The sequence below is a fragment of the Rouxiella sp. T17 genome (genome assembly GCF_036663475.1).
GTDB lineage: Bacteria > Pseudomonadota > Gammaproteobacteria > Enterobacterales > Enterobacteriaceae > Rouxiella.
Genome location: NZ_JAWUEA010000027.1, coordinates 243,229 through 268,745 on the forward strand (window position 1 = coordinate 243,229; position 25,517 = coordinate 268,745).

Genomic DNA, 25,517 nt, shown 5'->3' on the forward strand with positions numbered 1-25,517 from the left:
CATGGAAGGGCGTTAAGGTTTGGCAGGACAGAGAAGGGCGGAAGGGGAAAAGTTATGCCATTAGCCATCGTTGCAGTCGGCGTCGCACTGCTGCTGCTACTTATGATCCGATTCAAATTAAACGGTTTTATCGCGTTAATCCTCGTCGCGCTGGCAGTTGGCGTGATGCAGGGAATGCCAATAGATAAAGTCATTACTTCAATTAAAAATGGCGTGGGCGGCACGTTGGGCAGTCTGGCCCTAATCATGGGCTTCGGTGCCATGCTAGGTAAACTGCTGGCCGACTGCGGCGGTGCCCAGCGCATCGCGACCACGCTTATCGACAAGTTTGGCGTCAAATATATTCAGTGGGCGCTGGTGGTCACCGGCTTTATTGTCGGCTTCGCGCTGTTCTATGAAGTCGGTTTCGTGCTGATGCTGCCGCTGGTATTTTCCGTGGCGTCTGCCGCGCGTTTGCCGCTGCTGTATGTTGGCGTACCAATGGCGGCGGCGTTGTCGGTCACTCACGGCTTCTTGCCTCCACACCCTGGCCCGACGGCTATCGCGCTTATTTTCCATGCGAACATGGGCAAAACGCTGCTTTACGGCGCAATTCTGGGTATTCCAACGGTGATTCTTGCTGGTCCAGTATTTGCCCGTTTTCTGAAAGGTATCGACAAGCCGGTTCCACAAGGTTTGTACAACCCGAAAGTCTTTACCGAAGCTGAAATGCCTGGTTTTGGCGTGAGCGTTGCGACTTCGCTGGTGCCGGTTATTCTGATGGCGTTCCGCGCGATTACCGAAATGATCGTGCCGAAAGGCCACCCGATTCTTTCTTACGCCGAGTTTTTTGGTGATCCGGTAATGGCCACGCTGATTGCGGTGCTGATTGCTATCTTCACCTTTGGTTTAAATCGTGGTCGCACGATGGATGAAGTGATGGGCACCATCACCGATTCGATTAAAATTATTGCCATGATGCTGCTGATTATCGGCGGTGGCGGTGCGTTCAAGCAGGTGCTGGTCGACAGCGGCGTGGACAAATATATCGCCAGCCTGATGCAGGGCAGCACGCTTTCGCCAATTCTGCTGGCCTGGACCATCGCGGCATCTCTGCGTTTGGCGCTGGGCTCCGCGACTGTCGCGGCGATTACGGCGGGCGGTATTGCCGCGCCGCTGATTGCAACGACCGGCGCAAGCCCTGAGTTGATGGTTATCGCCGTCGGTTCGGGCAGCGTGATTTTCTCGCACGTTAACGATCCGGGCTTCTGGCTGTTTAAAGAGTATTTCAATCTGACTATCGGCGAAACGCTGCGTTCGTGGTCGGTATTGGAAACCATCATTTCCGTATCGGGTCTGGTCGGCTGCTTAATTCTGGCGAATTTCGTCTAATACCTCTACAGCGCCTTGCCTGAATTTTGGGTAAGGCGCTGCCTTTTATTTCCTCTATCTATAACTTCTATAATCACCGTTAATAACAGAAGCCTTTACACGTCTCATTAATATAATAATCATGATATTAAGTTGAGTTTATTTATATGGTTACTCTTAGCGAGATAATAGATATTAATATCTTGACTGAATAGGTTCTATGAATGAATATGCACCGGTTGTATCTTCACTGAGATGTCAGGCAATGATTATTGATTATAAGAATGAATTAATACACCAGCATACGGCTCTTAAAACGATTATCTTTTCATTTAAAAGGTTTATAGAAAATCTTAATGAATTTAATTCTGAAATAGAGGATGGTGCGGGATATTTATCTACTATCCAGACAATTTTAGGGTGTATTGCGAGTTCGCATAAGCTAGATCACATTCGCCTATGTTGTGATGAAAAGTCGAAACAAAATTTTCTAAATGATTCATATGGATTACTAATTTCAGGAAAGCTTAAGGAGTCGGTCAGTGTTTATCAAACAGCGCATAAAAGTAGTATGGTCGATGGACTAAAGCCCTACCAAATTATTAATGGAATCAGTAGTGGAATCGCTTTAACGGAAACGCAAAATAAAAAGGGGACGGCGTGGGTTAAAGGAATTCAAGATGCATTTTATGTTATAGGCCAAAAAGTAAATTTACAAGTAGGACAGCGTTTGTATAGAGGCGCAACTTTATCAAAAACGCAGCTTAATGATTTTCGCGCCGCTATAACGAATGGACAAAAAAAAGATTTATCAGGGTTTATTTCTACCTCTTTAAGTGAAAGTATAGCGTTATGTTTTGCTATACTTTCATATGTACGTTGGTTGGAAAATACTGACATTGAAATAGATAACCCTCACATACCTGTTGTATTTGAGTTAACCAATAGGAAAGAAAGTTTAAATTTCTTAATGCCGGATGCCTTGAGGTTACCTCACCGAAGTCAAGGACAAATGGAAGTGCTTCTTCAAGGCACCACGCAAATAAAGCCAACATATATTGATTATCAAGAAGGATTCATTAAAATATATGCAGATATATTAAATTAATTTAATAATTTATTTAATTAAGGTGATAGCATGAAAGAAAACGCAAAAGTGACTAAAAACCTCAAGCCGATATATAGTCATTCTGATTACGTTAATACTCAAATTGATAAATTATTTGAAGACAAAAAAAAGCTGGCAATCATGATGAAGAAAAAGTCGATTAAACTGACTTTTCCTCCAGCAGGGAGTGGGTCTGTTCTCGACTGGTTATAGTTGTTTGACTCAAAAGGTGCAGGTATCAGCGAATTTGGTAAACTAAATTGACCTAGAATCGCTTCTTGTCAGAAGTCTCTTCTTTTCAATAAAGTAGCCTAGGTTTGCTGACCTTGGCCTGTTTATCACCCCTCAACGCTTTGCTTTCATTTCCTCCCACTTAACGTAAATAAATGCGCAAGAAAGGTGAAACAGTCTGAAAAGTGTGGCCCAATACGGCCAAATAATTTTGGCTGCTGGATAACCTTCTATGCCCTCCGTTTTGCACTTTATACTGGCTCTCGTCGTCATCTTCTTTCTCGCGTTCATTTTCAGTAACGATCGCAAAAAAATCCGTCCTCGCGTCATCCTGCAGCTAATCGTGATTGAAGGCCTGCTGGCGTGGTTTTTCCTGCATGCTTCAAGCGGATTGGCGATGGTGACGGCAGTCTCTGGATTCTTCGAAAACCTGCTGACCTACGCCGCGCAAGGTTCTGACTTCGTGTTCGGCGGCATGAGCAAGGCCGGTCTGGCGTTTATCTTCCTCGGCGTGCTGTGCCCGATTATCTTTATCTCGGCTTTAATCGGTATTTTGCAGCACCTGCGCATTTTGCCGCTGCTAATCCGTATTGTCGGCACTTTGCTGTCGAAAATTAACGGCATGGGCAAGCTGGAATCCTTTAACGCGGTGAGTACGCTGATTCTCGGACAGTCGGAAAACTTCATCGCCTATAAAGGCGTGTTGGCGGAGATTTCACCGCGTCGTCTTTATTCGATGGCCGCTGCCGCAATGTCGACCGTTTCCCTATCGATCGTTGGCGCTTACATGACGATGATTGAACCGAAATACGTGGTCGCCGCGCTAATCCTCAATATGTTTAGCACCTTTATTATCCTGTCGATAATCAACCCGACGCCAATCGGTGATGAGCCGGATATCAAGCTCGACAAGCTCCACGAAGACCAAAGTTTCTTTGAAATGCTGGGCGAATATATTCTGGCGGGCTTTAAAGTGGCGGTGATTATCATGGCGATGCTGATTGGTTTTATCGCCCTTATTGCTGCCGTGAATGCGCTGTTTACGGCGATTTTTGGCATCAGCTTCCAGCAGATTTTGGGTTACGTATTTTATCCGTTTGCCTGGCTGATTGGCATTCCTGCGCCTGACGCGCTGAAAGCCGCCAGCATCATGGCCACCAAGTTAGTGACCAACGAGTTTGTGGCGATGATTGATCTGAAGCAAATTGCAACCGAACTGTCGCCGCGCGGGCTGGGAATTCTTTCCGTATTTTTGGTCTCTTTCGCTAACTTTGCTTCGATAGGCATCGTTGCGGGCGCCATCAAAGGCTTGAACGAAAGTCAGGGCAACGTGGTGTCGCGCTACGCCTTGAAACTGGTCTACGGCTCCACGCTCGTCAGCCTACTCTCCGCCGCCTTCGCGGGCTTAGTGTTGTAGAATTGTTCGCTTAAGCTGTGACTTAAATTTCGCAAGTTAAACTATGCATCAACACAAGCCCGGCCACTGCGCCGGGCTTTTATTTGAGCTTGGTATGAATGATACAAGGCGTTATACTGGTTAAAAGTTCAGCAGAAAGGAGTTTCACATGGGCGCATTACTTTCCCCTATCGTTTCAGAATTTGAAACAGAAGAACAAGCCAGTAGTTATGACCGTTGGTTTAGAGCAAAAGTGCAGGCCGCCATTGACGATTCACGTCCCGGTGTTGCACATGATGACGTTATGGCCGAGATGGATGCCATAATTGCGCAAGCTGAAATGGGGATGCGAAAAACCTATTGATGCTGCAAATTATATGGAGCCAACCCGCACGGAGCGATTTAGTTAATATCATCAAATATATTTCAGATGAAAATCCCTTTGCAGCCCGTCACATAAGAAACCTGATTGAAGAAGCGATATTACCGACAGCAGAACACCCTTATATCTTTAGAGCGGGAAGGGTGCCTGGTACGAGAGAAATAGTCGCTCATCCTAATTATATTTTGATATATGGCGTAAGCGCCGATCGAATAACCGTTCTTAGCGTTTTGCACGCTCGTCAGGAATATCCACCGGCTTTAAATAACTTTTAAACTTATTTCGTTTAAAAATCCACGCACGCCGGGTTATCTACCTGCATGACGGAATCCTGCTGGAAGCGCTGTTTGTAGAGTTCGCGGATTTCATGGATTTTCTTCTGCGCGTCGGCGTTGTCGGCATGAATCAGTAGCAACGCTTTGCTGTTTTCCTTGATCACCACCCCCTCGCTTCTCAGCCATTGCCCCTTGGCGTCAAACACGCTCAGCCCATCTTTGAAACGCGGCGTCACCTCTTTGTCGACGAAACTCTGCCACTGGCTGGCGCTGACCGGCGCGGCATTATGTCGGCTGAGGCCAAAATAGAGCGTAGTTTGCGTCATGAGATTGCCGGTTTTACAGGTAAGCGCGGGCGCTGGCGTGGCAGCAACTTCGACGGCTTTCGGCGGGAAAGGAGCCTGTGGCGCGGGATGCGTAGCTGCGCAGCCGGTCAAAGTGAGTGCCACGAATGCGGCGAGGAGAGCTGGGGTCTTCATGGCAAATTCCTTGTGATTGAGTGTCAACGGCGGCGCAACGTCTGTCGCCCCGCCGTTGACATCATAGGGTCTGGTCGCTCCAGCGCGCAATCACTTATCGCCCTGAAAACCCGTGCTATTTTCGATTATTTGTTAACACTTACCTTTTATTATTAGCCTTATTTATAGCGAGCTTTACTGATACTGAAGGTAGGCGACGTGAGTCTGTAAATACTCTTCCAGCCCGTGACGCCCGTCCGCGCCGCCAATTCCCGACTTGCGCCAGCCCGCGTGGAAGCCCTGCATCGCCTCAAAGTTTTCACGATTGACATAGGTCTCGCCAAACTTGAGCTTCTTCAATGCGGTCATCGCGGTATTGATATTTTGCGTGTAGATCGCCGACGTTAGGCCATATTCGCTGTCGTTCGCCAGCGCAATCACCTCATCCAGCGTTTTAAACGTCGTGACCGGCAGAACGGGGCCAAAAATCTCGTGCTGCATGATATCCATGTTTTGACGCACGTCGGTCAAAATTGTCGGCTGGAAGAAGAAGCCTTTGTTGCCCGCGCGTTTGCCGCCCAGCAGCACTTTCGCGCCCTGTTGCACGGCTTCGGCGACTTTATCTTCAACACGTTGCAGCGCGTCGGCGCTGATCAGCGGCCCCATATCCAGCTCGCTATTTTGCGCCGTATCGCCAAATTTTACCTGCTCGAAGGCCTGGCTCAGTCGGGTGATAAACTCATCGTAAACGCCTTCCTGCACGTATAAACGCTCGGCGCAGTTACACACTTGTCCGGTATTGATGATGCGTGAACTGACGATGGCTTTGACCGCCAAATCAAGATCCGCGTCGTTCATCACGATAGCCGGTGCCTTGCCGCCCAACTCCAGCGACACTTTTGTCACGTTTTGCGCCGCCGCGATCATAGTCTGAATCCCCGCGTTAACGCTGCCCGTCAGGCTGACCATGCCGACCTTCGGATTGGCCGCCAGTTCGTGTCCAACCACCGGCCCCGTGCCCGTCACCAGATTGAACACGCCTTTCGGCAGGCCAATCTCGTCAACGATTTCGGCAAAGATAATCGCGTTATTCGGCGTCAGCTCACTTGGTTTGATCACAATCGTGTTGCCGGTAAGCAGCGCGGGCGCGGCTTTACGGGCGATCAGGAAGAACGGGAAATTCCACGGCAGAATACCGGTAGTTACGCCGATAGCTTTTTTGAACACTAAGATATTTTCGTTCGGGCGATCGCTCTGCACAATTTCACCCTCATAACGACGCGCCCATTCGGCGACATAATCGAGATAATCGGCGGTAAACAGCACCTCGGTTTGCGCCAATCCGCGCGTCTTGCCGCCCTCGGCAATAATGGTGTCGGTAATTTCGGCCTCGCGCTGGCGAATTCCCGCCGCAATTTTGTGCAGCCACACGCCGCGTTCCACCGCCGGTAACGCTTCCCAGCCATCCTGCGCGGCGTGGGCGGCATCAATCGCACGGCTGGCGTCTTCGGCGCTGCCTTCCGGTATCCGCGAAATGACCTGCTCGGTGGCCGGATTAATCACTTCAATCCATTTATCACTGCGGTTTTCTACAAACTGGCCGTCGATATACATGCGCTGCTGAATAATCGTCGTCATGGGCGGAATCTCCATTGATAGCGGGTTTTTATTTTTTCAATATGCCGACAACATGCCGCAGATTTCGTCCCGTAACCTTTTCGTTATTGCCACAGAAACGGGCAGGGTGGCAAAAACGGGAAAATTGGCTGAACCGACCCTACAAATGCGTAATTTGGCCCGATGGGGCGCGGATTAAGGGGAAAACGGTCAAAAAAGGGCAGAAAGAGAATTTGTGATCACTGTCGGTGAAATCTCGTTAATTTCGCCACCTTTATTGTACGGTGGGCAACCATACAGAGGTTGTGCGCGGTGACAAATCCTTAGACTCCTTCGTATGCAGGAAGCCGCTTATTTCCTGTTCGCCTCAACCCTACGAAGGAATAATTAAAAATGAATAACGCAATCCTGTTAGGCATCATGTGGCACTTTATCGGTGCCACTAGTGCGGCTTGTTTCTACGCGCCCTTTAAGAAAGTACGCAACTGGTCATGGGAAACTATGTGGTCGGTAGGCGGGGTAATGTCGTGGTTAATCTTGCCGTGGGCGGTCAGCGCCATCTTGCTGCCCAATTTCTGGTCCTATTACAGCTCGTTCAGTCTCTCCACGCTGCTGCCGGTTTTCCTGTTTGGCGCGATGTGGGGCATCGGTAACATTAATTACGGTTTAACTATGCGCTATCTCGGCATGTCGATGGGCATCGGGATTGCGATTGGTGTCACGCTGGTGGTCGGCACCTTAATGACGCCGCTGCTGCAAGGTCGTTTTGTCGAATTGTTTAGCTCCGAAGGCGGTCGTTTAACCTTGCTGGGCGTGTTTGTCGCGCTGATCGGCGTGGCGATTGTCTCGCGAGCAGGATTATTGAAAGAGCGGGCGATGGGCGTCACCGCGCAGGAATTTAACCTGAAGAAAGGGCTGATTCTGGCGGTGCTGTGCGGCATTTTCTCTGCCGGGATGTCGTTCGCGATGGACGCCGCCAAGCCAATGCACGAAGCCGCCGCCGCGCTGGGTATCGACCCGCTTTATGTCGCGCTGCCAAGCTACGTGGTGATTATGGGCGGCGGAGCCATCGTCAATCTGGCCTACTGCTTTATTCGTCTGGCGACCAAAAAAGAGCTGTCGGTCAAAGCCGATTTCTCGGTGGCAAAACCGCTGCTGCTGGCCAACGTCTGCTTTGCGCTGCTCGGCGGCACCATGTGGTATCTGCAATTCTTCTTTTATGCCTGGGGCCACGCCAAAATTCCGGCGCAGTATGATTTTATCAGCTGGATGCTGCACATGAGTTTCTACGTGCTGTGTGGCGGGCTGGTCGGGCTGATTATGAAGGAGTGGAAAAACGTCGGTCAGCGCCCAATCGGTGTGTTGAGCGTGGGCTGTCTGGTCATCGTGATGGCGGCAAATATTGTAGGTTTGGGGATGGCGTCCTGAATTGCTGACGCAACGCGCTGGGCGTCATGCCGGTTTCGCGCGTAAACACCACGGAAAAATAGTTGCTGTCGTCAAAGCCACAGGACGCAGCAACGTCTCCTATCAGGCGATCGCTGCTGCGTAGCAAATGCTTCGCCTGACACAGCTGCAACTGGCGCAAATAGTGGCCGATGCTCATCCCGGTTTGCTGGCGAAAAAGCTGCTTTAATCCGCGTTCCGACAGGCCATTTTGCTGGCAAAAAACGCCGAGACAGAAGTGTTTGCCGACGTCCGCCTGAATCGCCGACATCAATAAATCCAGCTGTTCGCCTTCCGGCAGGGCGTAAGCTTTATCGGCGGCGTAGCGATGGCGTTTCAGAATCAGCGCCAATTGCAGAAACAGCGCCTCGGTAAGTTGCAACGACAGCACGTCAGTTTTGCGACTCTCCTGCACCAGCTGCAAAATCACGCCTCGCGCCAGCGCCATACCGCGCGTGGTCAGCCGCCAGTGCGTCGGGCTGTCGCCCTCGTCGCGTGGCAGCATTTCCGACCAGTCCAATCCGAGTTTAAACCGTTCCGGACAGTAAATAATGTTGTCGAGCACCAAATCGTTGACGGCATCGTAACTGTGACAATCGGTCGCGCGGATATAAAAAATATCGCCACAGGTCACCAGCCACGGCCGATCGTTGAGCACGTGCAGCCCGTTGCCGCGCCAGACAATCACGATTTCGCAGAATTCATGGGTGTGCGCAGGGAAGGAGGGCTGCGGCGCGCGATCGGCGACCGCTACCGGCATCAGGTCTGAAGGTAAGTAGTCGGCTTTTGGCAGACGAAGAGCGGGTGGGCGAACGGTTGGCTGATGAAGAGTCATAGGGCCTCGAGTTAGTTCATATGTTGACGAACGTTGCGCGGCGCATAGCCAAACTCACGCTTGAACAGCGTCGAAAAATGATTGCTGTCGCCGAAACCGCACTGAAAAGCGATGTCCGTGACGCGCATGTCGCTGTGGCGCAATAAGTGCCGCGATTGCAGCAGGCGCAGCCGGTTAAGATAACGCTGCGGCGTGCTGCCGGTTTGCTGTTTCAACTGGCGATGCAGCGTGCGCAGCGACAGCGAAAAATGGCTCGCCACTTCATCCCAATCAATCTCTTCGCTGTAATGTTCGTTTAGCCAATCAAGCAGATGACGTAAACGGCTTTCCTGATTGCTGTCGTCCTGCGTGCTGCGGCCCTGTCGCAGCAACACCAAAAGCTGCATAAAACGCAGTTCCTGCTCGGCCTGCTGTTCCAGCGAAAAATCTTCCGTGCGGCGCGGTAATTGGTCAATCAGCGATTTGGCCTGCGCCATCACCTTATTGTTAATCCGCCACAGCGACGGGTAGTTGCCGTCGGTTTCCTGCGGCAGTAAATTGCGTAATCCGGAAAGGAAACGGAAAGCGTCGGGTCCGCGATACAGCACGTTGGTTAAATGCAAATTATCGGTTTGCTCATATAAATGGCGATCGTGATCGCGAACAAAACAGACGCAGCCGCCGCAAAGCGTTTGCGGTTGACCATTGAAAACGTGAATGCCGCTGCCCTGTTCCACCAGCACAATTTCATGAAAATCATGATGATGTTCGGGAAAGGCGCTCTGCGGCGCGCGCGGTTCAACGGCAATTGAAAAACCACCGGGCGGGAAAAAATCAACGCTGTGCAGTAGGGTCATTTTTAACACCTCATTAATAAGTCCGTAACCGATGGTAATAATGCCCGCGCAACTTTACCTTGAATTTTTGACCATGAAATCACCTTGGTGGCGGCATTTTTCAAGAAAGAATAAGAAATGATTCAGAAATGCGGAGAGCGTCACAGCTTGTTCGAGTGAGAGCAAAAGAAAAAAGTGTGAGCTGCTTCAAGGCTATCTTTGTACCGTTGCCAACAGGCATTTTGCGCTGGCAGTGACGAAAAGGCGGCAAATCTGGCGGATTTTAGACTGGAGTCATTCATTCAGCCGGGAAGAAATCCATGACGTTTCGCCACTCTACGACGGCCAGCCCCTCCAACACGCTTCGCTATAGCGTGGCCATTGATCTCGGTGCCTCCAGCGGCCGCGTCATGCTGGCCTGTTCCGACCTTGCGCAAGGCGTGCTGACCCTGCGCGAAGTCAGCCGTTTCACTAACTCTCTGGTGACAGTTGATGAACATGAATGCTGGGATGTTGACGCGCTGGAGCAGGCCATTCGCGCCGGTTTACAGCAGCTGGATGACGAAGGTATTAGGCTGGACAGCCTCGGCATCGATACCTGGGGCGTCGATTTTGTGTTACTGGATGCCGACGGCAGGCGTTTGGCACCCGCTGTCTCTTATCGCGACCGGCGCACTCACGGTGTGATGGCCAAGGCGCACGCCGAGCTGAGTCGTGAAGCCATTTACAAGCAAACCGGTATCCAGTTTTTGCCCTTCAACACGCTTTATCAGCTGCGCGCGCTGACCCGCAATCAGCCCGAGCTGGTCGACAATATTGCTCACCTGCTGCAAATCCCGGATTACCTGCATTATCGCCTCACCGGCCAGCTGTGCTGGGAATATACCAACGCGTCCACCACCCAGATGCTGAATATCGAAAGCGGCGAATGGGACAGCAAACTGCTGCACTGGGCGGGCGCGAAGGCCGCGTGGTTGGGTCGCCCGTCACAGCCCGGCCATAAAATTGGTGAGTGGATGAATGCGCAGGGTCAGGGCGTGCCGGTGATTGCCGTCGCGACCCACGATACCGCCAGTGCAGTTTTGGGCACGCCGCTGGCCGACGCCGACGCGGCCTATCTCTCCTCCGGCACCTGGTCGTTAATGGGCTTCGAAAGTTTGACGCCTTTTAACAATCGCGCCGCGCTTGAGGCCAATATCACCAACGAAGGCGGCGCAGAAGGCCGTTATCGAGTGCTGAAAAATATTATGGGCCTGTGGCTGTTACAGCGCGTTTGCGAAGAGCTGCACATCGACGACCTGTGTCAACTCATCGACGACGCCGCGCAGCAAAGCGCCTGCCGCTGGCTGATCAATCCGAATGACGATCGTTTTATTAATCCGTCGAGCATGGTGCGGGAAATTCAAAACGCCTGCGTCGAAAACGCCATGCCTCAGCCGCACAACGCCGCCGAGCTGGCGCGCTGCATCTTCGACAGTCTGGCGCTGCTTTATCGGCAGGTGCTTGAAGAGTTGGCGACCGTGCGCGGCAAAGCTTTTACCCAGCTGCACATTGTGGGCGGCGGCTGTCAAAACCAGTTTCTTAATCAGCTCTGCGCCAATGCCTGCAATCTGCCGGTGATTGCCGGGCCGATTGAAGCCTCGACGCTGGGCAATATCGGCTGTCAGCTGATTGCGTTGGGCGAAGTCAAAGACGTCAGCGCCTTCCGCAAGCTGGTCGCCGAACAGTTCCCGTTAAATCGTATTGAACCCCATTCCGACAGCGTCTTCGCCGCCCATTGGCCGCGTTTTCAGGCGCTTAGCCAACCTAATAAGGAATTTTGCTTATGACCAAGCTCATCGATCAGGCCTTTGAACTGGCTAAACAACGTTTTGCCGCCGTGGGCGTTGACGTAGAGGCCGCGCTGTCAAAACTCGACACCTTACCCATCTCGATGCACTGCTGGCAGGGCGATGACGTGCGCGGTTTTGAAAACCCGCAGGGCGCGCTGACCGGCGGTATTCAGGCCACGGGAAATTATCCGGGCCGCGCCACCAATGCTGTGGAGCTGCGCGCCGATCTCGACAAGGCAATGTCGCTGATTCCGGGACCCAAGCGTTTGAATCTGCACGCGATTTATCTTGAGAGCGACGCGCCCGTCGAACGCACCGATATCGCGCCGAAACACTTTAGTAACTGGGTGGAATGGGCGAAGAAAGAGCAGATTGGGCTGGATTTCAACCCGACCTGTTTCTCGCACGAACACAGCGCCGACGGCTTTACGCTGTCGAGCCAGAGCGCCGAAATTCGCCAGTTCTGGATTGAGCACTGCAAGGCTAGCCGCAAAGTCTCTGCTTCATTCGGCGAGCAGCTTGGCACGCCGTCGGTGATGAATATCTGGGTGCCGGACGGCATGAAAGACCTCACCGTCGACCGTTTCGGCCCGCGCCAGCGTTTGATGAATTCGCTGGATGAGATAATCAAAGAGAAACTTGACCCGTCGCAGCACATCGATTCCGTTGAAAGCAAACTGTTCGGCATCGGCGCGGAAAGCTACACCGTCGGCTCCAACGAATTTTGCCTGGGCTATGCCGCCAGTCGCCAAACCGCGCTGACGCTGGACGCCGGACACTTCCATCCGACCGAAGTGATTTCCGACAAAATCTCCACCGCCATGCTTTACGTGCCGCGCCTGCTGCTGCACGTCAGCCGTCCGGTGCGTTGGGACAGCGATCACGTGGTGATTCTTGACGACGAAACGCAGGCCATCGCCACTGAAATCGTGCGCAATCAGCTGTTCGACAAAGTCCACATCGGCCTCGATTTCTTCGACGCCTCGATCAATCGCATCGCCGCGTGGGTGATCGGCACGCGCAACGCCAAAAAAGCGCTGCTGCGCGCGCTGCTCGAACCTATCGACCAGTTGCGCCAAGCCGAAAACGAGGGCGATTACACGCTGCGTCTGGCGCTGCTCGAAGAGCAAAAATCGCTGCCGTGGCAGGCCGTGTGGGAAACCTATTGCCTGCGCAACGACGTGCCTGCCGATGCGGGCTGGATCACCGACGTGCGCCGTTACGAACAACAAATACTCCGTCAACGTTAAGGATTTATCATGCAAAGCATTCTTTCTTCGTGGTTTGTGCAGGGAATGGTGAAAGCCACCAGCGACATGTGGCTGAAAGGCTGGGACGAACGTAACGGCGGTAATATCAGCCTGCGGCTGCTGGAAGAGGAAGTCGCACCGTTCAAGGCCGATTTTGACGCCGAGCCGCGCCGCATCGAGCTGACGCAGCCCGCGACCGCGCTGGCAAACTGCTGGTTTCTGGTGACTGGCTCAGGCAAGTTTTTCCGCAACGTGCAGCTGGATCCGGCCGACAGCCTGGTGTTGTTAAAAGTCAGCGCGGACGGGCTGTCGTCTCAGATTCATTGGGGATTAGTGAACGGCGGCGTGCCGACCTCCGAGCTGGCGTCGCATTTCCAGTCTCACTGTGTGCGAAAACAGCTGACCAACGGCAGCGATCGCGTGATTATGCACTGCCACGCCACTAACTTTATCGCCCTGAGTTACGTGCTCGAACTCGACGCTGCAAGCTTTACCCGCCAGCTGTGGGAAGGCAGCACCGAATGTCTGGTGGTGTTCCCGGACGGCGTTGGCATTGTGCCGTGGATGGTGCCGGGCACCGACGGTATCGGCGAGAAAACTGCCGAACAGATGAAATCGCACAGTATCGTGCTGTGGCCGTTCCACGGAATTTTTGGCGCGGGACCCACGCTGGATGAAACCTTTGGCCTGATCGATACCGCCGAAAAATCGTCGGAAGTGCTGGTGAAAGTCATCTCGATGGGCGGCATGAAACAGACGATTTCAACGCAGGAGCTTATCGCGCTCGGCAAGCGTTTTGGCGTCACGCCGTGGCCTGAGGCGCTGCATCTGGACAAGCGACATGTTGCGTAAAGCCTTTGTGATGCAGGTGCATCCGCACGCGCACGAAGAGTACGCGCGGCGTCATGCGCCGATTTGGCCCGAGCTGGAGCAGACCTTAAAAGCGCACGGCGCGCATCACTACAGCATTTTTCTGGATGCCGAACGGAATCTGCTGTTCGCCGTGGTGGAGATTGAGTCGCAACAGCGCTGGGACGCCGTGGCGCAAACTGAAATTTGCCAGCGCTGGTGGGCGTCGATGTCTGAACTGATGCCCTCCAATGCCGACAACAGTCCGGTAAGTCAGGAGCTGAAACCGGTGTTCTATCTGGAATAGGTTAGGCTCCTCGTTTTACATCAAAGCCTCCTTTATTATGCAGCGGCGTATAGCGGCGTAATAAGGAGGCTTTTGGTGTTTCTTTTTTCCGTCAATATAAGCAGCGCTGCTAACAAAGCCTTTGGTATCGAATAAATTCACTTGCCACCCAGCGTACATTTTGTAAGGTATACACTCGCGCGCTAACGGGGCAGCAGGCGGCAGTTTTCCTGTTAAAACAGGCAAAATTGAGCCAAAAAGGTGCAAACGCGCAATAAATGCAGTTATTACCCTCAGGGCAGGACAGTAATTATGAAAAATGTAGGTTTCATCGGTTGGCGCGGTATGGTCGGTTCTGTGCTTATGCAACGCATGGCAGAAGAGCGCGATTTCGACGCTATCCGTCCGGTATTCTTCTCTACCTCGCAGCTCGGCCAGCCGTCACCGGTTTTTGCCGGTCATCAGGGCACGCTGCAAGACGCCTTTGATATCGACGCGCTTTCCGCGCTGGATATCATTATCACCTGTCAGGGCGGGGATTATACCAATGAAATCTATCCAAAGCTGCGCGCCACGGGCTGGCAGGGCTACTGGATTGATGCCGCTTCTTCGCTGCGCATGAAAGATGACGCGATCATCATCCTCGATCCGGTTAACAAGGCCGTGATTCAGGAAGGCATCGATAAAGGCATTAAAACGTTCGTTGGCGGAAACTGTACCGTCAGCCTGATGCTGATGTCGCTCGGCGGCCTGTTCGCCCACGACCTGGTTGAATGGGCTTCAGTCGCGACCTATCAGGCGGCGTCCGGCGGCGGTGCGCGTCACATGCGCGAGCTGCTGACTCAAATGGGCATGCTGCACAATTCCGTGGCGAAAGAGCTGCAAAATCCGGCGTCCGCGATTCTGGACATCGAGCGCAAGGTCACCGAGCTGACCCGCAGCGGCACTTTGCCAACCGACAACTTCGGCGTGCCATTGGCGGGCGGTCTGATCCCATGGATCGACAAGCAGCTGGACAACGGCCAGACCAAAGAAGAGTGGAAAGGTCAGGCGGAAACCAACAAAATTCTGCGCACCTCCAACGTTATTCCGGTTGATGGCCTCTGCGTGCGCATCGGCGCGCTGCGTTGCCACAGCCAGGCGTTTACGCTGAAACTGAAAAAAGACGTGTCGATTCCAGAAATCGAACAGATTCTGGCGACGCACAACGATTGGGTTCGCGTAATCCCGAACGACCGCGAGCTTTCTATGCGCGAACTGACGCCAGCCGCCGTTACCGGCACGCTGAACACGCCGGTGGGTCGTTTGCGTAAACTGAACATGGGGCCTGAGTATCTGTCGGCCTTCACCGTGGGCGACCAGCTGCTGTGGGGCGCCGCCGAGCCGCTGCGCCGCATGCTGCGTATTCTGCTGTAGTGCTCGTATTCAATTGCCGCTTTTAACGTTTTAAGACGTTGAGTCCGCACTGCGAAAAGGGATGCCCAAGGGTATCCCTTTTTTATTGGCCGAGGGTTACGTTTTTGACTGTTTTTTAGGCATTTTGCAGTGTGATATTTTTGATAAAAATATGTTGAAATTCATGCGTTGCAGATGGAAAGCTTTGGCTATGCTTAGTAGAAGCTGATTAGGAATTTGAGTATGGCATTTGTCTGTTTTTTTAAAAGTTGTGAACGAAGGCAGACAATGTTGCTGGAAACTGAGCATATTAAGGAGAAGGGGATTCTTCGCGGGCTTTACGTCACTGAACTGTGACAGACGTGTGGCAAATAATCTGGCAAATGGGCTTATTTTCAGGATGAAACACGACGTTAAAGGAAAACACGATCGAGCCGACACAATGATCGCTATTGGTTTTGTTGATGAATTAATCACAGGATGAAACACCATGCCAGTACTTCCCGACCAGCACGTTATTAACCAAATTATCTCTGGCCGCTATGCTGACCCCTTTTCGTTTTTGGGGATGCATCAGGTAGGCGCAGGATTGGAGGTTCGTGCTCTTTTACCGGATGCTTCACAAGTTTGGGTCATTGATACCCAGAAGCAGAGCCGGGTTGCGGAACTGCGTCGCTATGACGATCGCGGAGTTTTTGTTGGCCTGATGGGCCGCCGCAGAAAATTTTTCCGCTACCAGCTGGAAGTTTGCTGGGGCGATGACACTTATATTATTGATGACCCTTACCGTTTCGGCACTTTGCTGCAAGAGCTGGATGTCTGGCTGCTGTCGGAAGGCACGCACCTGCGGCCGTATGAAAAACTCGGCGCGCATCCGATTACGCTCGACGGCGTAGAAGGGGTCAGCTTTGCCGTTTGGGCGCCCAACGCGATTCGCGTCTCGGTGGTCGGTGAGTTTAACTTCTGGGACGGCCGCCGCCATCCGATGCGCCTGCGTCGTGAAAACGGCATTTGGGAACTGTTTATCCCCGCCGTGAAAGAGGGCCAGCTCTACAAATTCGAAATCATCGACTGTCACGGCAATCTGGGCCTGCGCGCCGATCCTTACGCCTTTGAGGCGCAGATGCGTCCTGATACCGCGTCGGTGATTCGCCCTCTGCCCGCGCCCGTCGAATTTTCTCCAGAACGCAAAAAAGCCAACGGCATGAGTCAGCCGGTTTCTGTTTACGAGGTGCATCTCGGCTCGTGGCGTCGCCATACCGACGATAACTTCTGGCTCAGCTACGGCGAGCTGGCGGAACAGCTGGTTTCCTACGTGAAATGGATGGGCTTCACCCACATTGAATTAATGCCGATTAACGAACACCCGTTCGACGGCAGCTGGGGCTATCAGCCACTCGGCATGTACGCGCCAACCCGCCGCTTCGGCTCACCGCCTGAATTCAAAGCCTTTGTCGACGCCGCCCACGAGGCCGGTTTAAACGTGATCCTCGACTGGGTGCCGGGCCATTTCCCGAGCGATTCCCACGGCCTGGCCGAATTCGACGGCACCGCGCTGTACGAATATGCCGATCCGCGCGAAGGATATCATCAGGACTGGAACACGCTGATTTACAACTATGGCCGCCATGAAGTGCGTAACTATTTGGCGGGCAACGGTTTTTATTGGATTGAACGTTATGGCATCGACGGCCTGCGCGTTGACGCCGTCGCCTCGATGATTTACCGCGATTACAGCCGCAAACACGGCGAGTGGATCCCGAATCACTACGGCGGCCGCGAAAATCTCGAAGCCATCGCCTTCCTGAGCTACACCAACCAGACAATTGGCCGCGAGCTGGGCGTCGCCGTGACCATCGCCGAAGAGTCGACGGATTATCCGGGCGTCACCCTGCCGCCCGAAGCCAACGGGCTCGGCTTCCATTACAAGTGGAATATGGGCTGGATGAACGACACGCTGCGCTACATGCAGCTGGATCCGGTGCATCGTAAATATCACCATAATTTGCTGACCTTCGGCATGGCGTACGCCTACACCGAAAACTTTATGCTGCCGCTTTCGCACGATGAAGTGGTGCACGGCAAAGGATCGCTGATCGACAAAATGCCCGGCGACGCGTGGCAGAAGTTTGCCAACCTGCGCGCCTATTACGGCTTTATGTGGGCGCATCCGGGCAAAAAACTGCTGTTTATGGGCTGCGAATTCGCTCAGGGCCGCGAGTGGAACTTTAATGCCAGCCTCGACTGGCACCTGCTGGATGACCCGTCTGGCTGGCATCGCGGCGTGCAGCACGTCGTTCGCGACCTGAATCACTGTTATCGCGAGCAGTCTGCGCTTTACGAGCTGGACTACAATCCGCGCGGTTTCGAATGGCTGGTGGTCGATGACCACGAAAATTCGATTCTGGCGTTTGTGCGTCGCGACGATCACGGCAATGAAGTGGTGGTGGTCAGTAACTTTACGCCGGTGCCGCGCCACGGTTATCGCATTGGCGTTGACCGCCCGGGCCGTTATCAGGAAATCCTCAATACCGATTCGCAATATTATTGCGGCAGTAACACGGGTAATCAGGGCGAAGTGCAAACCGAGGCGCAGCCAAGCCATCATCGCGAGCACTCGATTTCGCTGGTCATTCCGCCGCTGGCCACGATTTATCTGCGACGGGAGGATTGGTGATGACCACACTTCAGCACGGTAAACCCCTGCCATTTGGCGCGAGTTTTGACGGAAAGGGCGTCAATTTCTGCCTGTTTTCGTCCAGTGCTGAAAAAATTGAGCTGTGCCTGTTTGACGCGTTGGGCAACGAAAAGCGTTATCCGCTGCCAGCGCGCACCGGCAATCTGTGGCACGGCTATCTGCCGGGCGGCAAGGTCGGCCAGCGTTACGGCTTCCGCGCGCACGGAAAATTCAATCCTGCCAAAGGTTTGCGATTTAATCCGCAGAAACTGCTGATTGACCCGAGCGCGCGCGCGCTTGAAGGCCAGCTGCGTAACGATCCGCGTTTAAACGGCGGTATTAATCAGCCTGACCCACGTGACAGCGCGCCCGCCGTGCCGAAATCTATCGTGACGCACGAAGAATTTAGCTGGCAGGGCGACGTGTCGCCGCAGATCCCGTGGGGCGAAACGGTGATTTACGAAGCGCACGTGCGCGGACTGACCCAGCTGCATCCTGATATTCCCGAAGAGATCCGCGGCACCTACGCCGCGCTCGGCCATCCGGCGATGATCGCCTACTTAAAGAAGCTCGGCATCACGGCGCTGGAGCTGCTGCCCGTGCAGCACCACGCCGACGAGCCGCGCTTGCAGAAGCTCGGCCTGAGCAATTATTGGGGCTATAACGTGCTCGCGCCGTGGGCATTGGAGCCGAGCTACGCCAGCGAAATCGACGGCGTCAGCGCCGCGACTGAGTTCAAGACCGCGATTAAAGCGCTGCATCAGGCGGGCATTGAAGTGCTGCTCGACGTGGTGTTTAACCACACCGCCGAGCTGGACGTTGAAGGGCCCACCGTGTCGCTGCGCGGTCTCGATAATCGCGGTTGGTATTGGCTCAACGACGACGGCAGCGACAACAATATGACCGGCTGCGGCAATGCGATGCGGCTGGTGGATCAGGAGATTATCGACTGGACGATCGCCAGCCTGCGTTATTGGGTCGAGACCTTCCACGTTGACGGTTTCCGTTTTGATCTCGGCACCTTGTTAGGCCGCACGCCGACGTTTGACGCCGATGCGCCGCTTTTCCGCGCCATTAAAGCCGACGCTTTATTAAGCAAGTGCAAGCTAATCGCCGAACCTTGGGACATCGGCGAAAACGGCTATCAGGTCGGGAATTTCCCCGCGCCGTTTGCCGAATGGAGCGATCGCTGGCGCGATGACATGCGCAAATTCTGGCTGCTCGGCGACCTGTCGCTCGGCGGCTTTGCGCGACGTTTCGCGGCCTCCTCCGATATCTTCCAGCACGACGGTCGCCTACCGTCCGCCGCCATTAATATGCTGACGGCGCACGACGGCTTTACGCTGCGCGACCTGCTCAGCTTTAGTCGCAAACACAATTTTGCCAACGGCGAACACAATCACGACGGGCACGACAACAATTACAGCCAGAATCATGGCGAAGAGGGATTGAACGTCTCCGACGCCGTAGCGAAACAGCGCCGTCTTAGCCAGCGCGCGCTGCTCGCCACGCTGTTTTTGTCGCAGGGCACGCCCATGCTGCTGGCCGGTGACGAATTGGGTCACTCGCAGCAGGGCAACAACAACGCCTACTGTCAGGATAACGCCATCACCTGGCTCGACTGGCAGCAGGCCGACGCGGAGCTTATCGAGTATGTTGCCGCGCTGTCAGCATTACGCAGGAAAATTCCGGCCTTGATTAGCGATACATGGTGGTCGGAAACGTCAGAAGCAGTGCAATGGCTGGACGGCTCGGGCGAGCCGATGAATAAAAAAAACTGGGAGCTGTGCGGGCAGCAATGCCTGCAAATTCGTTTATCCGATCGCTGGTTATTGGTGGTCAATTCATCTCTGAATGACGTTGAAATGGCATTACCAGAGGGCCGCTGGCAGTGTGTTGCGCCTTTTGACAATGAACAGCAAAACGTCAGGGAAGGCTCGTCTTGGCGAGTGACGGCAAAAACGCTCTGCGTATTGACCCAAGGTTAGCAGGGCATCAGGAAGGATTCAGCTATGGCTACGTTAGAATTTAATGACCGTATGATGTTGGCGAGGCAATTGCCTCTCAAATCGGTAGCGCTGATCCTGGCCGGGGGGAGAGGATCACGTTTAAAAGATCTGACCAATACCCGTGCCAAACCCGCTGTTCATTTTGGCGGCAAGTTTCGCATTATCGATTTTGCGTTATCAAACTGTCTTAACTCGGGGATCCGCCGGATCGGCGTGATAACCCAGTATCAGTCGCACACGCTGGTGCAGCACATCCAGCGCGGCTGGTCGTTTCTCAATGAAGAGATGAATGAATTTGTCGACCTGCTGCCCGCCCAGCAGCGCATGACCACCGAAAATTGGTACAAGGGCACCGCCGACGCGGTGTACCAGAATCTCGACATTATTCGCCGTTACAACGCGGAATATGTGGTGATTCTGGCCGGCGATCACATCTACAAGATGGATTACTCGCGCATGCTGATCGACCACGTCGAAAAGGGCGGCGAGTGTACGGTGGCCTGCCTTGAAGTGCCGATCGCCGAAGCGACGGAATTCGGGGTGATCGACATTACCGCCGACTACCAGATTAAATCGTTTTTAGAAAAACCCAAGGATCCGCCGTGCATTCCGGGCCAACCCGATAAGGCAATGGCGAGCATGGGGGTCTATATTTTCAATGCGGAGTATCTCTTCAAGTTACTTGAAGCCGATATGGCCGACGAAACCTCCAGTCACGATTTCGGCAAGGATCTGATCCCCGAAATTACGCGACAGGGCGTGGCGTGGGCGCATCCGTTCCAACTCTCCTGCGTCACGTCGAACAGCGAGTTGACACCTTACTGGCGCGACGTCGGCACGATAGACGCTTACTGGCGCGCCAATCTGGATCTGGCTTCGGTGACGCCAGAGTTAGATATGTACGACACCAACTGGCCGATTCGGACCCACATGGAGCCGCTGCCGCCTGCCAAGTTTGTGCAGGACCGATCCGGAAGTCATGGCATGACCATGAACTCGCTGGTGTCGGGCGGCTGTATTGTTTCGGGGTCCGTGGTGGTGCATTCGGTGCTATTTCCGCGCGTGCGCATTAATTCATTTTGCAATATCGACTCAAGCATCCTATTACCTGATGTCAATGTCGGCCGTTCCTGCCGTTTGCGTCGCTGCGTGATAGACAGAGCTTGCCACATCCCCGAAGGCATGGTGATTGGAGAGAATGCAGAGGAAGACAGCAAGCGTTTTTATCGATCGGAAAGCGGCGTCGTTTTAGTGACCCGCAGTATGCTGGCGAAATTATAAAGCCGGACACCCGATGGAGTTTTTAACTTATTTCAGTTCGCGCCATTCGAGGCGTTTAGCGCGATGAAAATTCAGGAGCGAGAATGCAGGTTTTACACGTTTGTTCCGAGCTGTTTCCTCTGTTGAAAACGGGCGGTCTGGCCGATGTGGCCGGTGCGCTGCCCGCTGCGCAAATTGCCGAAGGTGATGACGTTCGCGTCCTTATCCCGGGTTTCCCCGACGTCAAAAAAGGCCTCGGAGAGACGCAGCTTGTGGCGTCGCTGGACACGTTTGCCGGCCATGTCGATCTCCGTTACGCGCTGTTTGATGGCGTCGGGATCTACGTTATCGATACGCCAGACCTTTATGACCGACCGGGTAGCCCGTATCACGACCAGTCCTCCAACGCTTACGTAGATAACCATCTGCGATTCGCGCTGCTGGGCTGGATTGCCTGCGAGCTGGCCTGCGGGCTGGACGGCTTCTGGCGTCCCGAAGTGGTGCATTCGCACGACTGGCATGCCGGGTTGGCGTCGGCTTACATCGTGGCGCGCGGACGTCCGGCGAAAACGGTGTTTACCGTCCACAATCTGGCGTTCCAGGGGCTGTTTTATGCGCAGCATTTGCAAGAGCTGCAAATTCCGCCGGAGTTCTTCCAGATGCGCGGGCTGGAGTTTTACGGGCAAATTTCCTTCCTCAAGGCGGGCCTGTTCTATTCCGATCACGTGACCACCGTCAGCCCGACCTACGCCAAAGAGATTACCCAGCCCGCGTTTGGTTACGGCATGGAGTCGCTGCTGCTCGAGCGCCAGAGTCAGGGCAAGCTGACCGGGATTTTGAACGGCGTCGACGAGGCGATTTGGGAGCCGAGCAACGACGTGCTGCTCTCTGCGCGTTACAGTGCAGAAGACCTGCGCGCCAAAACGATCAACAAGACCTATTTGCAGCGCGCGATGGGGCTGGACGTTGACAGCTCGCGGCTGGTGTTCGCGGTGGTGAGCCGTTTGACCAGTCAAAAGGGGCTGGATTTAGTGCTCGAAGGCTTGCCGGAATTGCTGGAGCAGGGCGGACAACTCGCCGTGCTTGGTGCCGGTGATGCCGTGTTGCAGCAGGCATTTTTGGCCGTCGCGGCGGAACATCCGGGACAGGTCGGCGTGCAGCTGGGTTATCACGAAGCGTTCTCGCACCGCATCATTGCCGGTGCCGACGTTATTATGGTGCCAAGCCGTTTCGAGCCGTGCGGGTTAACCCAATTGTACGGGTTGAAATACGGCACGCTGCCGCTGGTGCGTCGCACGGGCGGACTGGCGGATTCCGTCACCGACTGTTCGCTGGAAAATCTGGCCGACGGCACGGCCAGCGGGTTTGTGTTTGAAGACAGTACCGGAAAAGCACTGGGCGGAGCGATTCGTCGAGCCTTTGTGTTGTGGACACGTCCGAAACATTGGAAACACGTGCAGCAGCATGCCATGGGCATCGACTTTAGCTGGAAAGTGGCCGCTCAGGCGTATCAAAGTCTGTACCAACGTCTCTGAACCACACACTGAATTGGGAACGTAACGCTATGACTTTACCTATTAACTACACCTCGCCGACCGTAAGTGTCGAGGCGCTTAAGCACTCTATTGCTTATAAGCTGATGTTTATACTTGGGAAGGATCCTTCCGTTGCCAACCAGCACGACTGGCTGAACGCCACGCTTTTTGCAGTACGCGATCGTATGGTGGAGCGCTGGCTGCGTTCCAATCGCGCCCAGCTGTCGCAGGATGTGCGGCAGGTTTACTACCTGTCGATGGAGTTTCTGATTGGCCGCACGTTATCGAACGCGCTGCTTTCCATGGGTATCTATGACGATATCAAGCAGGCGCTCGACGAAATGGGGCTGGATCTCGAAGAGTTGATTGGTGAAGAGAATGACCCGGGTTTAGGCAACGGCGGTTTAGGTCGTCTGGCGGCCTGCTTCCTCGATTCGCTGGCGACGCTGGCGCTGCCGGGGCGCGGTTACGGCATTCGTTACGAATACGGCATGTTTGCGCAGAAAATCGTTAACGGCGAGCAGCGCGAATCGCCGGATTACTGGCTCGAATATGGCAACCCGTGGGAATTCCAGCGTTACAACGCCCGTTACAAGGTGCGTTTTGGCGGCCGTTTGCAGCACGAAGGCTCGAAAACGCGCTGGCTCGAGACGGAGGAAATCGTCGCGGTCGCTTATGATCAGGTGATTCCGGGCTTTGATACCGATGCCACCAACACGCTGCGGCTGTGGGGCGCGCAGGCCAGTAACGAAATCAATCTCGGCAAGTTTAATCAGGGCGATTATTTTGCCGCCGTGGAAGACAAAAACCATTCCGAAAACGTCTCGCGGGTGCTCTATCCCGATGACTCGACCTACTCGGGCCGCGAACTGCGCCTGCGTCAGGAATATTTTCTGGTTTCGGCGACGGTGCAGGACATTCTGGTCCGCCACTACAACACCCATAAAACCTTTGATAATCTCGCCGACAAAATCTCCATCCACCTGAATGACACGCACCCCGTGCTGTCGATTCCGGAGCTGATGCGCATGCTGATTGACGAGCATAAAATCAGCTGGCTGTCGGCGTGGGACACGGTCAGCCGCGTCTTCTCCTACACCAACCACACGCTGATGACCGAGGCGCTGGAAACCTGGCCGGTCGACATGCTCGGCAAGCTGTTGCCGCGTCATTTGCAGATCATCTTCGAGATTAACGAACACTTCCTCAATCACGTGGAAGAGGCGTTCCCGGGCGATGACGCGCTGAAATCCCGCGTGTCGATTGTCGATGAGCAAAACGGTCGCAAGGTGCGGATGGCGTGGCTGGCGGTGATTGCCAGCCATAAAGTTAACGGCGTGTCGGCGCTGCACTCTGATTTGATGGTGCAATCGCTGTTTGCCGATTTCGCCAAAATCTATCCGGATCGCTTCCTGAACATGACCAACGGCGTGACGCCGCGTCGCTGGCTCGGCCTGGCCAACAAACCGCTGGCCGCCTTGCTGGATGACGCCATCGGCCACACGTGGCGCACCGATCTCAGCCAGCTTTCCGAGCTGAAGCAGGACATGGATTATCCGAGCTTCCTGAAGGCGCTGCAAAAAGCCAAGTACGAAAACAAAAAGCGTCTGGCCGCGTACGTCGCCGAAAAGCTGAATATCGTGCTCGATCCGCACAGTTTGTTCGACGTGCAGATCAAACGTATTCACGAATATAAACGTCAGCTCATGAACGTGCTGCACGTGATCACGCGTTATAACCGAATCATTGACGATCCGGATGCCAACGTGGTGCCGCGCACGGTGATTTTCGCCGGTAAAGCCGCTTCAGCCTACTACGCCGCCAAGCAGATCATTCACTTGATCAACGACGTGGCGACGGTGATCAACAACGATCCGCGCATGCAGCACAAGCTGAAAGTGGTGTTTATTCCAAATTACAGCGTCAGTCTGGCGCAGCTGATTATTCCGGCGGCCGATCTTTCCGAGCAGATTTCGCTGGCGGGAACGGAAGCGTCGGGCACCAGTAACATGAAGTTTGCACTCAACGGCGCGCTGACTATCGGCACGCTGGACGGCGCAAACGTCGAGATGCTGGAGCACGTGGGCGAAGAGAATATCTTTATTTTCGGCAACACCACGCCGGAAGTCGAAGCGCTGCGTAAGAAAGGTTATAACCCGCGCGAGTATTACGATAACGATCCCGAGTTGCACAAAGCGCTAACGCAGATTGCTACCGGCACTTTTAGTCCTGAAGATCCAAAGCGTTACAGTAATCTGTTTGATAGCCTAGTCAATCTCGGCGATCACTATCAGCTGCTGGCGGACTATCGCAGCTATGTCGACACGCAGGACAAGGTCGACGCGCTGTATCAGCAGCCGGAAGAGTGGGCGCGCCGTGCATTGCTGAATATCGCCGGCATGGGGTATTTCTCGTCTGACCGAACCATCAGTGAGTACGCGGAAAAAATCTGGAATATCAAGCCGATAAAGCTGTAATTGAGAGAGATGAAATCGCGCTTTAATTGAAAGC

21 protein-coding genes are annotated in these 25,517 nt (G+C 53.9%); 17 read left to right on the forward strand and 4 right to left on the reverse strand.

The window, feature by feature from the left end; genetic code table 11:
* The first annotated feature begins 54 nt into the window (after positions 1-54).
* The 6 genes from gntT to SC206_RS08900 all read left to right on the forward strand — a co-directional run bounded on the left by gntT (position 55) and on the right by SC206_RS08900 (position 4,742).
* A complete protein-coding gene (gene gntT / locus SC206_RS08875; protein ID WP_332736270.1) occupies positions 55-1,371 on the forward strand; it encodes a gluconate transporter in 1,317 nt (438 codons plus the stop codon).
* Positions 1,372-1,570: 199 nt separating this feature from the next.
* Positions 1,571-2,458, forward strand: coding sequence for a hypothetical protein (locus tag SC206_RS08880; protein WP_332736272.1), 888 nt, complete (start codon positions 1,571-1,573; stop codon positions 2,456-2,458).
* Positions 2,459-2,488: 30 nt separating this feature from the next.
* Positions 2,489-2,671 carry a hypothetical protein gene (locus tag SC206_RS08885; protein ID WP_332736274.1) on the forward strand — a complete coding sequence of 61 codons (183 nt, stop codon included), beginning with the start codon at positions 2,489-2,491 and terminating at the stop codon, positions 2,669-2,671.
* Positions 2,672-2,921: 250 nt separating this feature from the next.
* A complete protein-coding gene (locus tag SC206_RS08890) occupies positions 2,922-4,106 on the forward strand; it encodes a NupC/NupG family nucleoside CNT transporter (protein ID WP_332736276.1) in 1,185 nt (394 codons plus the stop codon).
* A gap of 148 nt (positions 4,107-4,254) precedes the next feature.
* A complete protein-coding gene (gene relB / locus SC206_RS08895; protein WP_332736278.1) occupies positions 4,255-4,449 on the forward strand; it encodes a type II toxin-antitoxin system RelB family antitoxin in 195 nt (64 codons plus the stop codon).
* On the forward strand, positions 4,449-4,742 hold the full coding sequence (locus tag SC206_RS08900; protein ID WP_332736394.1) for a type II toxin-antitoxin system RelE/ParE family toxin: 294 nt from the start codon (positions 4,449-4,451) through the stop codon (positions 4,740-4,742). Before relB ends, SC206_RS08900 begins: the two co-directional genes overlap by 1 nt.
* Before the next feature lie 11 nt (positions 4,743-4,753).
* On the opposite strand, the gene SC206_RS08905 is transcribed toward SC206_RS08900, so the two are convergent.
* Together SC206_RS08905 and aldA are read right to left on the reverse strand one after the other, a co-directional pair.
* Positions 4,754-5,221 carry a DUF3574 domain-containing protein gene (locus SC206_RS08905; RefSeq protein WP_332736280.1) on the reverse strand — a complete coding sequence of 156 codons (468 nt, stop codon included), beginning with the start codon at positions 5,219-5,221 and terminating at the stop codon, positions 4,754-4,756.
* A gap of 174 nt (positions 5,222-5,395) precedes the next feature.
* Positions 5,396-6,838 carry an aldehyde dehydrogenase gene (aldA, locus tag SC206_RS08910; RefSeq protein ID WP_332736282.1) on the reverse strand — a complete coding sequence of 481 codons (1,443 nt, stop codon included), beginning with the start codon at positions 6,836-6,838 and terminating at the stop codon, positions 5,396-5,398.
* 372 nt (positions 6,839-7,210) lie between these two features.
* Here aldA and rhaT point away from each other — a divergent pair, with 372 nt between their 5' ends.
* The gene (gene rhaT / locus SC206_RS08915) at positions 7,211-8,245 is read left to right on the forward strand and encodes an L-rhamnose/proton symporter RhaT (RefSeq protein ID WP_332736284.1); all 1,035 of its coding nucleotides are present in this window, start codon (positions 7,211-7,213) and stop codon (positions 8,243-8,245) included.
* Here rhaT and rhaR read toward each other — a convergent pair.
* Both rhaR and rhaS read right to left on the reverse strand, forming a co-directional pair.
* Positions 8,199-9,098: an HTH-type transcriptional activator RhaR gene (gene rhaR, locus SC206_RS08920; protein ID WP_332736286.1), complete on the reverse strand. Its 900-nt coding sequence runs from the start codon at positions 9,096-9,098 to the stop codon at positions 8,199-8,201. The genes rhaT and rhaR overlap by 47 nt on opposite strands.
* Positions 9,099-9,109: 11 nt before the next feature.
* Positions 9,110-9,934, reverse strand: a complete 825-nt coding sequence (gene rhaS, locus SC206_RS08925) for an HTH-type transcriptional activator RhaS (protein ID WP_332736288.1) — start codon at positions 9,932-9,934, stop codon at positions 9,110-9,112.
* 299 nt (positions 9,935-10,233) lie between these two features.
* Between rhaS and rhaB the strand changes: the two genes are divergently transcribed.
* The 10 genes from rhaB (at position 10,234) to glgP (ending at position 25,483) form a co-directional block, all read left to right on the forward strand.
* Positions 10,234-11,742, forward strand: coding sequence for a rhamnulokinase (gene rhaB, locus SC206_RS08930; RefSeq protein ID WP_332736290.1), 1,509 nt, complete (start codon positions 10,234-10,236; stop codon positions 11,740-11,742).
* Positions 11,739-12,995, forward strand: a complete 1,257-nt coding sequence (locus tag SC206_RS08935; protein WP_332736292.1) for an L-rhamnose isomerase — start codon at positions 11,739-11,741, stop codon at positions 12,993-12,995. The genes rhaB and SC206_RS08935 overlap by 4 nt, the downstream gene beginning before the upstream one ends.
* Before the next feature lie 9 nt (positions 12,996-13,004).
* A complete protein-coding gene (gene rhaD / locus SC206_RS08940; RefSeq protein WP_332736294.1) occupies positions 13,005-13,847 on the forward strand; it encodes a rhamnulose-1-phosphate aldolase in 843 nt (280 codons plus the stop codon).
* Positions 13,837-14,151 carry an L-rhamnose mutarotase gene (gene rhaM, locus SC206_RS08945; RefSeq protein WP_332736295.1) on the forward strand — a complete coding sequence of 105 codons (315 nt, stop codon included), beginning with the start codon at positions 13,837-13,839 and terminating at the stop codon, positions 14,149-14,151. Before rhaD ends, rhaM begins: the two co-directional genes overlap by 11 nt.
* A gap of 291 nt (positions 14,152-14,442) precedes the next feature.
* Positions 14,443-15,546 carry an aspartate-semialdehyde dehydrogenase gene (gene asd / locus SC206_RS08950; RefSeq protein WP_332736296.1) on the forward strand — a complete coding sequence of 368 codons (1,104 nt, stop codon included), beginning with the start codon at positions 14,443-14,445 and terminating at the stop codon, positions 15,544-15,546.
* 469 nt (positions 15,547-16,015) lie between these two features.
* Positions 16,016-18,202: a 1,4-alpha-glucan branching enzyme gene (gene glgB, locus SC206_RS08955; RefSeq protein WP_332736297.1), complete on the forward strand. Its 2,187-nt coding sequence runs from the start codon at positions 16,016-16,018 to the stop codon at positions 18,200-18,202.
* Positions 18,202-20,190, forward strand: a complete 1,989-nt coding sequence (glgX, locus tag SC206_RS08960) for a glycogen debranching protein GlgX (protein WP_332736396.1) — start codon at positions 18,202-18,204, stop codon at positions 20,188-20,190. The genes glgB and glgX overlap by 1 nt, the downstream gene beginning before the upstream one ends.
* A 24-nt stretch (positions 20,191-20,214) precedes the next feature.
* On the forward strand, positions 20,215-21,492 hold the full coding sequence (gene glgC, locus SC206_RS08965; protein ID WP_332736298.1) for a glucose-1-phosphate adenylyltransferase: 1,278 nt from the start codon (positions 20,215-20,217) through the stop codon (positions 21,490-21,492).
* 83 nt (positions 21,493-21,575) lie between these two features.
* Complete coding sequence (gene glgA, locus SC206_RS08970; protein ID WP_332736300.1) at positions 21,576-23,006, forward strand: glycogen synthase GlgA; 1,431 nt, start codon at positions 21,576-21,578, stop codon at positions 23,004-23,006.
* Positions 23,007-23,035: 29 nt separating this feature from the next.
* On the forward strand, positions 23,036-25,483 hold the full coding sequence (glgP, locus tag SC206_RS08975) for a glycogen phosphorylase (protein WP_332736302.1): 2,448 nt from the start codon (positions 23,036-23,038) through the stop codon (positions 25,481-25,483).
* Positions 25,484-25,517: the final 34 nt, after the last annotated feature.

Excerpts from the sequence above, each read along its gene's own strand:
- rhaB (WP_332736290.1), top strand. The coding sequence starts at position 10,234 with ATGACGTTTCGCCACTCTACGACGGCCAGCCCCTCCAACACGCTTCGC.
- rhaD (WP_332736294.1), top strand. The coding sequence starts at position 13,005 with ATGCAAAGCATTCTTTCTTCGTGGTTTGTGCAGGGAATGGTGAAAGCC.
- gntT (WP_332736270.1), top strand. The coding sequence starts at position 55 with ATGCCATTAGCCATCGTTGCAGTCGGCGTCGCACTGCTGCTGCTACTT.
- SC206_RS08900 (WP_332736394.1), top strand. The coding sequence starts at position 4,449 with ATGCTGCAAATTATATGGAGCCAACCCGCACGGAGCGATTTAGTTAAT.
- SC206_RS08890 (WP_332736276.1), top strand. The coding sequence starts at position 2,922 with ATGCCCTCCGTTTTGCACTTTATACTGGCTCTCGTCGTCATCTTCTTT.
- glgA (WP_332736300.1), top strand. The coding sequence starts at position 21,576 with ATGCAGGTTTTACACGTTTGTTCCGAGCTGTTTCCTCTGTTGAAAACG.
- glgP (WP_332736302.1), top strand. The coding sequence starts at position 23,036 with ATGACTTTACCTATTAACTACACCTCGCCGACCGTAAGTGTCGAGGCG.
- rhaM (WP_332736295.1), top strand. The coding sequence starts at position 13,837 with ATGTTGCGTAAAGCCTTTGTGATGCAGGTGCATCCGCACGCGCACGAA.
- rhaT (WP_332736284.1), top strand. The coding sequence starts at position 7,211 with ATGAATAACGCAATCCTGTTAGGCATCATGTGGCACTTTATCGGTGCC.
- asd (WP_332736296.1), top strand. The coding sequence starts at position 14,443 with ATGAAAAATGTAGGTTTCATCGGTTGGCGCGGTATGGTCGGTTCTGTG.
- aldA (WP_332736282.1), bottom strand. The coding sequence starts at position 6,838 with ATGACGACGATTATTCAGCAGCGCATGTATATCGACGGCCAGTTTGTA.
- SC206_RS08935 (WP_332736292.1), top strand. The coding sequence starts at position 11,739 with ATGACCAAGCTCATCGATCAGGCCTTTGAACTGGCTAAACAACGTTTT.
- glgC (WP_332736298.1), top strand. The coding sequence starts at position 20,215 with ATGGCTACGTTAGAATTTAATGACCGTATGATGTTGGCGAGGCAATTG.
- SC206_RS08880 (WP_332736272.1), top strand. The coding sequence starts at position 1,571 with ATGAATGAATATGCACCGGTTGTATCTTCACTGAGATGTCAGGCAATG.
- glgB (WP_332736297.1), top strand. The coding sequence starts at position 16,016 with ATGCCAGTACTTCCCGACCAGCACGTTATTAACCAAATTATCTCTGGC.
- glgX (WP_332736396.1), top strand. The coding sequence starts at position 18,202 with ATGACCACACTTCAGCACGGTAAACCCCTGCCATTTGGCGCGAGTTTT.
- rhaR (WP_332736286.1), bottom strand. The coding sequence starts at position 9,098 with ATGACTCTTCATCAGCCAACCGTTCGCCCACCCGCTCTTCGTCTGCCA.
- relB (WP_332736278.1), top strand. The coding sequence starts at position 4,255 with ATGGGCGCATTACTTTCCCCTATCGTTTCAGAATTTGAAACAGAAGAA.
- rhaS (WP_332736288.1), bottom strand. The coding sequence starts at position 9,934 with ATGACCCTACTGCACAGCGTTGATTTTTTCCCGCCCGGTGGTTTTTCA.
- SC206_RS08885 (WP_332736274.1), top strand. The coding sequence starts at position 2,489 with ATGAAAGAAAACGCAAAAGTGACTAAAAACCTCAAGCCGATATATAGT.
- SC206_RS08905 (WP_332736280.1), bottom strand. The coding sequence starts at position 5,221 with ATGAAGACCCCAGCTCTCCTCGCCGCATTCGTGGCACTCACTTTGACC.